Source organism: Bradyrhizobium centrosematis (genome assembly GCF_045571495.1).
Taxonomy (GTDB): Bacteria; Pseudomonadota; Alphaproteobacteria; order Rhizobiales; family Xanthobacteraceae; genus Bradyrhizobium; species Bradyrhizobium centrosematis.
Genome location: NZ_CP120703.1, coordinates 5,294,909 through 5,307,326, shown reverse-complemented (window position 1 = coordinate 5,307,326; position 12,418 = coordinate 5,294,909). Strand labels below are relative to the sequence as shown.

Sequence of the window (12,418 nt, the reverse complement as noted above, 5' to 3'; positions counted from 1 at the left end):
CGTCAATGTAGATGAGACGTCATTCCGGGACGGTCCGAAGGACCGGACCCGGAATCTCGAGATTCCGGGTTCTCACTTTCGCGAGCCCCGGAATGACGCGATCAGGGGGAAGCACTCTTAATGTCATCCAAGAACCGTCTGGACCCGATCCCGCAGCCGCCGACCAAGCCCGTGGTCGGCAACATGCTGTCGCTGGACTCGGCCGCCCCCGTGCAGCATCTCACGCGGCTCGCCAAGGAGCTCGGTCCGATCTTCTGGCTCGACATGATGGGCTCGCCGATCGTGGTCGTCTCCGGCCACGATCTCGTCGACGAGCTTTCCGACGAGAAGCGGTTCGACAAGACGGTGCGCGGCGCGTTGCGACGCGTGCGTGCGGTCGGCGGCGACGGCCTGTTCACGGCGGATACCAGGGAGCCGAACTGGAGCAAGGCGCACAACATCCTGCTCCAGCCCTTCGGCAACCGCGCCATGCAGTCCTATCACCCGAGCATGGTCGATATCGCCGAGCAGCTCGTCCACAAATGGGAGCGGCTCAACGCCGACGACGAGATCGACGTCGTGCACGACATGACCGCGCTAACGCTGGATACGATTGGCCTGTGCGGCTTCGACTACCGCTTCAATTCGTTCTACCGGCGCGACTACCACCCCTTCGTGGAGTCGCTGGTGCGCTCGCTCGAAACCATCATGATGACGCGCGGCCTGCCGTTCGAGCAGCTCTGGATGCAGAAGCGGCGCAAGACGCTCACTGAGGACGTCGCCTTCATGAACAAGATGGTCGACGAGATCATCGCCGAGCGGCGCAAGTCCGCGGAGCGGGTCGACGACAAGAAGGACATGCTGGCCGCGATGATGACCGGCGTCGACCGCGCGACCGGCGAGCAGCTCGACGACGTTAACATCCGCTACCAGATCAACACGTTCCTTATTGCCGGGCACGAGACCACCAGCGGCCTGTTGTCCTACACGCTCTATGCGCTGCTCAAGCATCCGGAGATACTCAAGAAGGCCTATGACGAGGTCGACCGCGTCTTCGGCCCCGACGTCAATGCCAAGCCGACCTACCAGCAGGTGACGCAGCTCACCTACATCACCCAGATCCTGAAGGAGGCGCTGCGGCTATGGCCGCCGGCGCCGGCCTATGGCATCGCGCCGCTGAACGACGAGACCATCGGCGGCGGCAAGTACAAGCTCAGGAAGGGCACCTTCGTTACCATCCTGGTGACTGCGCTGCATCGCGATCCCTCGGTCTGGGGACCCAATCCCGATGCCTTCGATCCCGAGAATTTCAGCCGCGAGGCGGAGGCGAAGCGGCCGATCAATGCCTGGAAGCCGTTCGGCAATGGCCAGCGCGCCTGTATCGGCCGCGGCTTCGCCATGCACGAGGCTGCGCTCGCACTCGGCATGATCCTGCAGCGCTTCAAGCTGATCGATCACCAGCGCTACCAGATGCATCTGAAGGAGACGCTGACGATCAAGCCGGAAGGCTTCAAGATCAAGGTGCGGCCACGCGCCGACCGCGAGAGGGGTGCCTATGGCGGACCCGTCGCGACCGCCAGTTCGGCGCCGAAGGCGCCGCGCCAGCCGACGGCGCGGCCCGGCCACAACACGCCGATGCTGGTGCTTTACGGCTCCAATCTCGGCACCGCCGAGGAGCTCGCGACGCGCATGGCCGATCTTGCCGAGATCAACGGCTTTTCCGTGCATCTCGGCCCGCTCGACGACTATGTCGGCAAGCTGCCGCAGGAGGGCGGCGTGCTGATCATCTGCTCCTCTTACAATGGCGCGCCGCCCGACAATGCGACCCAGTTCGTCAAATGGCTTGGCGGCGATTTGCCGAAGGACGCCTTTGCCGGTGTCCGCTACGCCGTGTTCGGCTGCGGCAACAGCGATTGGGCCGCGACCTATCAATCGGTGCCGCGCCTGATCGACGAGCAATTGTCGGCGCACGGCGCCCGCGCGGTCTATCCGCGCGGCGAGGGCGATGCGCGTAGCGATCTCGACGGCCAGTTCCAGAGATGGTTCCCGGCTGCTGCACAAGTCGCGACCAAAGAATTCGGCATTGACTGGAATTTCACCCGCACTGCGGAAGACGATCCGCTCTACGCGATCGAGCCGGTGGCGGTGACTGCGGTCAATACCATCGTCACCCAGGGCGGTGCGGTGGCGATGAAGGTGCTGGTCAATGACGAGCTCCAGAACAAGGCTGGGCCCAATCCGTCCGAGCGCTCGACGCGCCATATCGAGGTGCAGCTGCCGGCCAATGTCAGCTACCGCGTCGGCGACCATTTGAGCGTTGTCCCGCGCAACGATCCGACGTTGGTGGATTCGGTTGCCCGCCGCTTCGGCTTTTTGCCGGCCGATCAGATCAGGCTCCAGGTGGCCGAAGGTCGGCGCGCGCAATTGCCGGTGGGCGAGGCCGTGTCGGTGGGCCGCCTGCTCAGCGAGTTCGTCGAGCTGCAGCAGGTGGCGACCCGCAAGCAGCTTCAAATCATGGCCGAGCACACCCGCTGCCCCGTCACCAAGCCGAAGCTGCTCGGCTTCGTCGGCGAAGAGGCGGAGCCGCTCGAGCGCTACCGCACCGAGATCCTCGCCAAGCGCAAATCGGTGTTCGACCTGCTGCTCGAATATCCGGCCTGCGAATTGCCGTTTCACGTCTATCTGGAAATGCTCTCGCTGCTGGCGCCGCGCTATTACTCGATCTCGTCCTCGCTGTCGGTCGATCCCGCCCGCTGCAGCGTCACTGTCGGCGTGGTCGAGGGGCCTGCCGCCTCCGGCCGCGGGGTCTATAAGGGCATCTGCTCGAACTATCTCGCCAACCGCCGTGCGGGGGACATCATCTACGCCACCGTGCGTGAGACCAAGGCCGGCTTCCGTCTGCCGGATGATCCATCGGTGCCGATCATCATGATCGGTCCCGGTACGGGCCTCGCGCCGTTCCGCGGCTTCCTCCAGGAGCGCGCTGCGCGCAAGGCGAAGGGGGCGACCCTCGGTCCGGCGATGCTGTTCTTCGGTTGCCGCCATCCCGATCAGGATTTTCTCTACGCGGAGGAACTGAAGGCACTGGCGGCGAGCGGCATCACCGAATTGTTCACTGCGTTCTCGCGCGCGGATGGACCGAAGACCTATGTGCAGCACGTGCTCGCCGCGCAGAAGGACAAGGTCTGGCGGCTGATCGAGCAGGGCGCGATCATCTATGTCTGCGGCGACGGTAGCAAGATGGAGCCCGACGTGAAGGCGGCCCTGGTTGCGATCCATCGTGAGAAGAGCGGCGGCGACGCCGCCGCCAGTGCCCGCTGGATCGAGGAGATGGGAGCGAAGAACCGGTATGTGCTGGACGTCTGGGCGGGTGGGTGATTGTTCGTCCGATCGTGCTAAAGCATTCCCATGATTCCCTGGGAAGAGATCGACACTGCCAAGATTCCTGGTTCCGACGAAGAGCTCCGCCTGATGAAGCGCGGCAAGGAGTTCTCCATCAAGCTCGGCACCAACGAGCTGATGAACAGCCGCCTGTCGGGCTCGGAGGCGGCGCTGGCGACCCTTGCCGCGAAGCAGATCGAGAAGGTCGCAAAGCCCGTCGTCCTCATCGGCGGATTGGGCATGGGTTTTACGCTGCGCGCGGCGCTGGCCGTGCTCGGGCCCCAGGCGAAGATCGTGGTCTCCGAGTTGGTGCCGGCGGTTGTCACCTGGGCGCGAGGCCCGATGGCGGAGATTTTCGGTGATAGTCTCGATGATGCGAGGATGAGCATCCGGGAAGTCGATGTCGGCGAGATCATCAGGGCGCAGCGGTCGGCCTTCGACGCCATTCTCCTCGATGTCGACAATGGGCCGGAAGGGCTGACCCGCAAGGGCAATGATGCGCTCTACAGTGCGAGCGGGCTGGCGGCAGCCAGGACGGCGCTGCGGCCGGGCGGCGTGCTCGCGGTCTGGTCGTCGGCACCGAACGCGGCATTCACCAGGCGTCTTCGCAGCGCCAGCCTCGAGGTCAACGAAGTCGCCGTCCGCGCCACCGGACGAGGCGGCGGCGCGCGCCACGTGATCTGGATCGCTAAGAAGGCCTAAGCGGCCCGCGCAGCAGCGCCATGTGCGTGCTTGTCGATGGCGCCGATGATCTCGGGCCAGAACCGCATCGGCAGCGCGTGCCCCATGCCTTCGATCATCAGGAGTTTTGCGTTCGGGATTGACGCTGCCGTGTCCTTGCCGCCTTCGGGGCGCACCAGCGGATCGACAGTGCCGTGAATGACCAGTGTCGGCGTCTGCACGGCGTGCAGCCGCTCCTTGCGGCTGCCGGAGGCGAGCACGGCGCGGAGCTGGCGGCCGACGCCGGCCGGATTGAGCCCGCGCGCGAACACGCGCTCGGCACGTTCGGGGTCGAGCGCTTCCTCCTCCGGAAAATGTCCGGCGCGCAACACCTTCCAGGTCTGGCCGTAGCGGATGATGAACTCCTCCTTGCTGCGCGGTGGCGGCGCCATCAGCATCGCGGCCGCCTCGCGTGTTGGCGGCGGCACGCGCGGATTGCCCGTGGTCGACATGATCGAGGTCAGCGAGCGCACGCGATGCGGAAACGATAGCGTCACCTCCTGCGCGATCATGCCGCCCATGGACGCGCCGACCAGATGAGCCGACTTGATGCCGAGCGCATCCATCAGCCCGACCGTGTCCTTTGCCATATCGATCAGCTTGTAGGTCGCTGCGACGGGAATCCTGAGGAAGCGGAGCTTGAGCAGCTCGAGCGGCGTCAACCGCTTGCCACCGGTGAGATGGCTCGACCTCCCGATATCGCGATTGTCGAAGCGGATCACGCGGAAGCCGCGTGCGGCGAGCTGCTCGCAGAACGCATCGTCCCAATGGATCATCTGCGCGCCGAGGCCCATGATCAGCAGCAGCGGCTCGGCATTGTCGCTGCCGAAGATCTCGTAGCAGATGTCGATGCCGTTGGCGCGAACGGTCTGGGGCGGCTGATGCGCGGGCACGGGTCCCTCCTGCTGACCGTTGCTGTATCGCACGGTTTCGTTCCGCGAAGAAGCGGCGTGTCCGACGCTGCGCCGGCTGCTTGACCGGCACCGCGCAACGGTGTGGTATGGCGGGACAAGAAGGGTGCGAAGCCCTCCGCATTGGGAGGACGCTGATGACCGACAAGATCACCGATCCGGTCGCCTTGTGGCAGAAGATGGTTGGCGAGATGGAGAAAGGTTTCAACTCCTTCGCGACCAAGGCGATGGAGACGCCCGAATTCTCGCAGGCCATGAACCGCGCCGGCGGCGTTGCTGCAGGTGCTCAGAAGCAATTCGGCGACCTCATGGAGAAATACCTGCTCTCCATGAACCTGCCGAGCCGCGAGCAGATGACCGGGATCGCGGAACGGCTCCAGTCGATCGAAGGCCAGCTTGGCGAGATCAAGTCGATGCTGAGCCAGATGTCAGCCAATTCGGGCGCGCAGCAAACCGGCGCCGCGCCGCGGCCGCCGCGCACCAAACGTCCGCCGTCCGAAGGCGGAGATCAAAAATGAACGCGCCGGCGGGACTTGATCTTGCCTCGATTCCGGAACGCATCCAGTCCGAGGTGCAGCGCGCGATTCAGCGCAGCATCAAAGGCGTCGAATATTTCTCGACCTCAGGCCCCTCGCTCGGCTCGACGCCAAAGGACGTGCTGCACTCGCGCGGCACCATGAGCCTCTATCACTACCGGCCGATGACGGACGAGATCTACCGCGTGCCGGTGCTGATCGTGATGGCAACCACGAACCGCGGCTACATCCTCGATCTCGTCCCCGGCCAGAGCTTCATCGAGTTCCTGCTCAAGCGCGGTTACGACGTCTATATGCTCGACTGGAGCGCGCCGCGGCCGGAGGAGAAGAGCCTGCGGATGGAGGACTATGTCCTCGACTTCATCCCGGACTGCGTCCGCCGCGTGCAGGCCGATTCCGGCGAGCAGGACGTCTCCGTCATCGGCTATTGCTTCGGCGGCGTGCTGTCGCTGCTCTACGGCTCGATCCACGCGGACGGGCCGATGAAGAACCTGATCTGCTTCACCACGCCGATCGATTTCCGCGAGTTGAAGCTGTTCTCCAACTTCTCCGACCGCCGCTATTTCGACGTCGATCATCTCGTCGACAGCGTCGGCAACGTGCCGCCGGAGATGATCCTGTCCTCGTTCGAGATGCTGCGTCCGGCCTCGCGCACGGTGAGCCAGATCCAGCTCTGGGAGAACATCTGGAACGACGAGTTCGTGAAGTCGTATCGCATGTTCGACCGCTGGGCGACCGACACGCTGCCGCTCGCCGGCGAATATTTTCGCACCATCACCAAGGACCTGATGTGGGACAACAAGCTGTTCAACGACACCATGTCGGTCGGCGGCCGGCCTGCGAAGCTCGAGAACATCAAGGTGCCGATCCTGCATGCGGTCGCCGAGCACGACCACATCGTGCCGTATGAGGCCGCCAGGCATCTGATCGCGAAGATTGGATCTGCGGACAAGGAAGAGGTGGTGCTGAAAGGCGGTCACGTTTCGCTCGTCGCGGGTGCCAATGCCGTGAAGCGGCTGTGGCCGAAACTGGATTCCTGGCTGGGAAAGAGATCGATATGAGCGAACCGCGTTCCTATCCGCGTCATGTCAAGACCGACGCCGGCGACATCGAAATTCGCCTGATGGCGCCCGCGGACGAAGCCGCGGTGCTTGCCTTCGGCAAGGGCCTGCCCACCCATGACCTGTTGTTCCTGCCGCGCAATATCAGCGAGCCGAAGGTGCTGTCCGCCTGGGTCAAGGAGATCGAGCGGGGCGCGATCACGAGCCTGCTTGCGGTCAAGGACGGCAAGGTCGTCGGCTGCGGCACGCTTGTGCGCGATCCCCACTCCTGGTCGCCCCATGTCGGCGAGATCCGGATGGTGGTCTCGCTTGATGTTCGCGGGAAAGGGGTGGGGCGGGCGCTATCGCAGGAGACCTTTGCACTCGCGCTCGGCGCGGGCCTGGAAAAGCTCTCGGTTCAGATGACGGTCGACCAGCAGGCCGCGATCGCTCTGTTCGAGAGCCTCGGCTTCAGGGCCGAGGCGTTGCTGCGCGACCATGTCCGGGACGTCGAGGGCAAGACCCACGACATCGTCGTGCTCGGCCACAACATCGCGCAGGTCCAAGCCCAGATGGAGGCCTATGGACTGCCCGGCGCGGTGCAGCACTAGCGATTGCCAGGGTGGGCCGGGTGACGAAGGCGGCATCAGCAGGCCTCATATCAAGCCAATCACAATTTCGTGATATCGCAGTGCAATATTGATATTGCGCTGCACAATTAACTATGCCATATAGGTCGTGCCCCGGGCCAATGCGGACGGGGTGAGCCCATAGCTCAGATCAATGAGGATGGAGAGAACCCCATGACCACTGAAACCAACGGCGCTTTCGAGGGCTTCAAGGACGCTTTCAAGAACATCCAGAATCTGGAAGTTCCCGAGGCCGCCCGCGAGTTCGTCAAGAAAACTGCCAACACCGCCAAGGACCGTGCTGCTGAGGCTTTCGCAGGCTCCGAGCGCGTGACTGCCGCCATCGAGAACGCGGTGACCGAATCCGTCACCGAGGCCGGCAAGATCAGCCGCAACATCCAGCAGGCGATCTACGAGGACGCCGAGGCGTTCTTCTCGGGCATCGACAAGCTCGCGTCCGCCAAGTCGGTCAGCGAAGCCGTCGAGATCCAGTCGAGCCTGCTCCGCTCCCGCGGCGAAGTGTTCGTCTCGCGCGCCAAGGCGACCGCCGATTATCTCGGCAAGCTCGCCGCCAACGGTGCGAAGTCCGCTCAGGACAATTTCGCCAAGGTCTACAACAAGACCGCCTGATCCGGCGCCTGAGCACAAACTGAATTTGAGGCCCGCTTCGGCGGGCCTTTGTTTTTGTCACGCCGCCTCAGCCGTCATTCCGGGGCGATGCGAAGCATCGAACTACGGTGCGCCTTGCGCACCTGAGAATCTCGAGATTCCGGGTTCGGTCCTGCGGACCGCCCCGGAATGACGTACTCTGAAATCGTCATGGCGATTCAAAGCACCTTCTCCCTCGACACTCCCGGCGATGCCGCACGCGCGGCCGAGCTGCGCCGCGTCAAGACGCTGGCGACGCTGGTGCTGGCCTCGACGCTGGCGCTGTTCGTGGTCGCAAAGTGGCTGCTGCCGGTGCATCCCGTGTTCGGCTTCATTGCCGCCTTCGCGGAAGCTGCGACCATCGGCGGGCTTGCCGATTGGTATGCCGTGGTGGCGCTGTTCAAGCGGCCGCTCGGCCTGCCGATCCCGCACACCGCGATCATCCAGAGCAACCAGGCCCGCATCGCCGACAAGCTCGGCGAATTCATCCAGGTGCATTTCCTCGAAGCGGGTCCCGTCGAAGCTAAGCTGAAAGAGATCGATTTCGGCTCATTCGTCGCCGACTGGCTGCGCGACCGCAAGCGCAGCGACGATCTTGCGCGCTTCGCGCTGCGTCTGTTGCCCGAGGCGGTCTCGGCGACCGAGAGCTCGGGCCTGATGACCTTCATCATTCGCCGCATGTCATCGCAGCTCCAGGCGATCGACCTTGCACCGCTCGCGGCGGGTACGCTGCGAGGCTTCGTCGCGGAGGGACGGCACCAGATCCTGTTCGACGATCTTCTGCGCGTGATGCACGAGACGCTGAACCAAAAGGAAACGATGGCGATGATCCGCGAGAAGGTGCGCGCGGAATTGCCGACTCTGCTCAAGCTCTATCGCGCCGACAAGTTTCTGGTGAACAAGATCGTGGCCTCCGCCACCGCCTTCTTCAACGAGGTGCGCAGCGATCCCAAGCATCCGTTCCGCGGCGAGTTCGATCGCATGGTGCTGAGCTTCGTCGACAGGTTCGGCACCGATCAGGCCTATATCGATCGCATCGACGGTTTGAAGCGCGATCTGCTGGCGCGGCCCGAGCTCGCTGATCTCGCGCGCACGGTCTGGGCCAACACGCGTTCCTTCATCGAACGCAGCGCGAGCGGCGAGACGCAGGTGCTGCAGCATCATCTCGCCGGCATGTTCGTTTCGGCGGGTGAAGCGCTCGCCGGCGATGCCGAGCTGCGCGGCGAGATCAACAAGGGCTTGGTGACGGTGCTGCGCAGCTTCGTTGCGGACCAGAAGAGCGGCGTCTCCACCTTCATCTCCGACCAGGTCAAGGCGTGGAATATGACGCAGCTGATTTCGCTGATCGAGATCAACATCGGACGCGACCTGCAATACATCCGCTTCAACGGCTCATTGATCGGTGGGCTCGCGGGCCTTGCGCTCTACTCCGTAGAAGTCCTGCTTCGATTGCTGTGACTTTTGCGTCACGGCCGTTAGCATTAACGCGCGGGCCTATTGTCGCCGTGCGTGCCTCCCGCTTGAATATCGGGAACCGGCCACCTAGCTGATTCATGCTGCGTTGCGGAACGATCAAGAAGCCGACGTGTTGGAATTCATCCCCATTTGTCGGCATCCCAGCCGGCGCCATTTCAGGGAAAACATTGATGACCGCTACTGCCCAGACGCTGCGTCCGCCGTCCCGTACCCTGATGTTTCTGGAGGGGCGCGCGATCCACGAGTTCGGCGCATTCCTGGGCGCGCTGCCGCTGCTGAGCCTCGCGCCGCGCGGCGATGGGCATCCGGTGCTGGTGCTGCCGGGCCTCGTCGCCTCCGATGCGTCGACACGCGCACTGCGTACCTTCTTGAGCGGCAAGGGCTATGCGGTGAGCGGCTGGCGCCAGGGTCGCAATTACGGCCTGCGCGAGGGCGTTCAGGACGCCATGGTCGATCTGGTCGAGGAGCTCAGCGACACCCACGGCCGCAAGATCAGCCTGGTCGGCTGGAGCCTCGGCGGTCTGTATGCGCGCCAGCTCGCCAAGATGATGCCCGAGCGCGTGCGCCAGGTGATCACGCTCGGCAGCCCGTTCGCGGGCGATCCCCGCTCGACCAACGGCTGGCGGGTCTATGAATGGGCAAGCGGCCGCAAGGCCGACGAGGTCGATCCGCGCTTCGGCGGCGAACTCGCCGTGCCCCCGCCGGTGCCGACCACCGCCATCTTCAGCCGCACCGACGGCGTCTGCGCCTGGCAGGGCTGCATGGAGAAGTCGGGCGCGCAGACCGAGAGCATCGAGGTCGAGAGCAGCCATTGCGGCATGGGCCACCATCCTGCCGTTGTCTATGCGGTCGCTGACCGGCTGGCACAGCAGGAAGGTCAGTGGCGCCCGTTCGACCGCAGCGGCTGGCGTAGCCTCGCCTATCCCGATCCGCATCGGTAGGTTCTTCACCTTCCCCCGCTTGCGGGCGACGCGCGTATGCATTTCTAGGTTCGTCATTCCGGGGCGATGCGAAGCATCGAACCCGGAATCTCGAGATTCCGGGTTCGCCCTTCGGGCGCCCCGGAATGACGGAGAATATTGACAGTAGCCTCCGCGGAGAAGAAAACCCGGCGGCCCTCCGTTGTTTCACCCGCACCAAACGCGCTATGCCTCGCGCATGGCGCATCCGCTCTCCCGTATTATCGACCAGCTCAAGCGCGAGCCGTCCCGCACCGGGTCCATCGTCATCACCGTGTTCGGCGACGCCATCGTGCCGCGCGGCGGTTCGGTGTGGCTTGGCACGCTGCTGGAATTCTTCGAGAGCCTGGACATCGATAGCGGCGTCGTCCGGACCGCGATGTCGCGCCTTGCGGCAGATGGCTGGCTCACACGGGAGAAGGTCGGGCGCAACAGTTTCTATCGGCTTGCCGACAAGGGACGCCAGACCTTCGAGGCCGCGACGCGGCATATCTACGATCCACCGCCATCCGACTGGACCGGACGTTTCGAGCTGCTGCTTATCGGCAATGGCGAGGACCGCGACGCCTCACGCGAGGCGCTGCGCAATGCCGGCTTCGGCAGTCCGTTGCCCGGTGTCTGGGTTGCACCGTCGGGCGTGGCCATCCCGGACGAAGCTGCGGGCGCCATCCGTCTCGAGGTCTCGGCAGAGGATGACAGCGGCCGCCGCCTGCTCAGCGCAAGCTGGCCGCTGGATCGCACCGCGGATGCGTACCTGAAATTCATGAAGACATTCGAGCCGCTCCGTGCCGCGATCGGGGGCGGTACGGAACTGTCCGAGGCCGACGCCTTCACCGCGCGCATTCTGCTGATCCATCACTATCGTCGCGTCGTGTTGCGCGATCCGCTGCTGCCCGAGAGCCTGTTGCCGGCGGACTGGCCGGGCCGGTCGGCACGGAAGCTCTGCGGCGACATCTATCGTGCGCTGCTAGCTCCGTCCGAGCAGTGGCTTGATGGCCATGGGACCAATGAAAAGGGGCCACTGCCGCCTGCGCGAAAGCTGCTGGAACGGAGGTTCGGCGGCTGACCATTATGTTACAGAAATATCTTGCATGAAGTAAGTTTTGTTATATATTGCCTCCCAACACATAGGGAGGACGCGCATGTATACCCAGGCGCTGAACAACGCCGAGACCGACGATCGCGGTCTGGAGGACGCAGGCAAGGCCGCGCAGTTCCAGGCCCGCATCGATGCCGAGGAGCGCATCGAGCCGAATGACTGGATGCCGGCGGCCTACCGCAAGACGCTGACCCGCCAGATCTCCCAGCACGCCCATTCCGAAATTGTCGGCATGCTGCCGGAAGGCAACTGGATCACGCGCGCGCCGACGCTGCGCCGCAAGGCCGCGCTGCTGGCCAAGGTGCAGGACGAGTGCGGCCACGGCCTCTATCTCTACGCCGCCGCCGAGACGCTCGGCTCATCGCGCGAGGAGCTGGTCGATGCCATGCTCGCCGGCAAAGCCAAGTACTCCTCGATCTTCAACTATCCGACGCTGACCTGGGCCGACATCGGGACGATCGGCTGGCTGGTCGACGGTGCCGCGATCATGAACCAGATCCCGCTGTGCCGCTGCTCCTACGGGCCCTATGCGCGCGCGATGATCCGGGTCTGCAAGGAGGAGTCATTCCACCAGCGCCAGGGTTACGAGATCATGCTGACGCTGTGCCGCGGCTCGGACGAGCAGAAGGCGATGGCGCAGGATGCGCTGAACCGCTGGTGGTGGCCGGTGCTGATGATGTTCGGCCCGCCCGATGCGACCAGCCAGCATAGCGACACCTCGACGAAGTGGAAGATCAAGCGCTTCTCCAATGACGAGCTACGCCAGAAGTTCGTCGATGCCACCGTGCCGCAGGCGCAATATCTCGGCCTCACGATTCCAGATCCCGGCATGATTCAGGATGCCGACGGACACTGGCGCTACAGCGAGATCGACTGGGCCGAGTTCAAGCAGGTGCTCGCCGGCAACGGCCCGTGCAATCGCGACCGGATGGCCGCGCGCCGCAAGGCGCATGCCGAGGGTGCCTGGGTGCGCGAGGCCGCCGCAGCCTATGCCGCGAAGCGGGCACGGCGTCAGACCGCGCAAGCCGCGGAATAGGGAG

The 12,418-nt window shown here is 64.3% G+C and carries 11 protein-coding genes; 10 read left to right on the top strand and 1 reads right to left on the bottom strand.

From position 1 onward, the window contains the following. The first annotated feature begins 120 nt into the window (after positions 1-120). Together P6U31_RS25380 and P6U31_RS25375 are read left to right on the top strand one after the other, a co-directional pair. Positions 121-3,357 carry a bifunctional cytochrome P450/NADPH--P450 reductase gene (locus P6U31_RS25380; RefSeq protein ID WP_407184497.1) on the top strand — a complete coding sequence of 1,079 codons (3,237 nt, stop codon included), beginning with the start codon at positions 121-123 and terminating at the stop codon, positions 3,355-3,357. Between the two features lie 30 nt (positions 3,358-3,387). Further along, positions 3,388-4,062 (top strand): spermidine synthase, encoded by a 675-nt coding sequence (locus P6U31_RS25375; RefSeq protein WP_407184496.1) that lies wholly within the window; start codon positions 3,388-3,390, stop codon positions 4,060-4,062. On the opposite strand, the gene P6U31_RS25370 is transcribed toward P6U31_RS25375, so the two are convergent. Beyond that, the gene (locus P6U31_RS25370; RefSeq protein ID WP_407184495.1) at positions 4,059-4,973 is read right to left on the bottom strand and encodes an alpha/beta fold hydrolase; all 915 of its coding nucleotides are present in this window, start codon (positions 4,971-4,973) and stop codon (positions 4,059-4,061) included. The two genes, P6U31_RS25375 and P6U31_RS25370, sit on opposite strands and share 4 nt — an antisense overlap. A gap of 155 nt (positions 4,974-5,128) precedes the next feature. Between P6U31_RS25370 and P6U31_RS25365 the strand changes: the two genes are divergently transcribed. The 8 genes from P6U31_RS25365 (at position 5,129) to paaA (ending at position 12,414) form a co-directional block, all read left to right on the top strand. Next, positions 5,129-5,509, top strand: a complete 381-nt coding sequence (locus P6U31_RS25365) for a hypothetical protein (protein WP_407184494.1) — start codon at positions 5,129-5,131, stop codon at positions 5,507-5,509. Beyond that, a complete protein-coding gene (locus P6U31_RS25360) occupies positions 5,506-6,588 on the top strand; it encodes a PHA/PHB synthase family protein (protein ID WP_407184493.1) in 1,083 nt (360 codons plus the stop codon). Before P6U31_RS25365 ends, P6U31_RS25360 begins: the two co-directional genes overlap by 4 nt. Continuing rightward, complete coding sequence (locus P6U31_RS25355; RefSeq protein ID WP_407184492.1) at positions 6,585-7,178, top strand: GNAT family N-acetyltransferase; 594 nt, start codon at positions 6,585-6,587, stop codon at positions 7,176-7,178. Before P6U31_RS25360 ends, P6U31_RS25355 begins: the two co-directional genes overlap by 4 nt. A gap of 192 nt (positions 7,179-7,370) precedes the next feature. Continuing rightward, positions 7,371-7,826, top strand: coding sequence for a phasin (locus tag P6U31_RS25350; protein ID WP_407184491.1), 456 nt, complete (start codon positions 7,371-7,373; stop codon positions 7,824-7,826). A gap of 189 nt (positions 7,827-8,015) precedes the next feature. Beyond that, entirely contained in the window at positions 8,016-9,302 is a 1,287-nt protein-coding gene (locus tag P6U31_RS25345; RefSeq protein ID WP_407189939.1) for a DUF445 domain-containing protein, read from the top strand. Between the two features lie 188 nt (positions 9,303-9,490). Further along, a complete protein-coding gene (locus tag P6U31_RS25340; RefSeq protein ID WP_407184490.1) occupies positions 9,491-10,261 on the top strand; it encodes an esterase/lipase family protein in 771 nt (256 codons plus the stop codon). Positions 10,262-10,478: 217 nt separating this feature from the next. Beyond that, positions 10,479-11,345, top strand: coding sequence for a phenylacetic acid degradation operon negative regulatory protein PaaX (gene paaX, locus P6U31_RS25335; protein WP_407184489.1), 867 nt, complete (start codon positions 10,479-10,481; stop codon positions 11,343-11,345). Between the two features lie 76 nt (positions 11,346-11,421). Then, a complete protein-coding gene (paaA, locus tag P6U31_RS25330; RefSeq protein ID WP_407184488.1) occupies positions 11,422-12,414 on the top strand; it encodes a 1,2-phenylacetyl-CoA epoxidase subunit PaaA in 993 nt (330 codons plus the stop codon). The last annotated feature ends 4 nt before the right edge of the window (positions 12,415-12,418 follow it).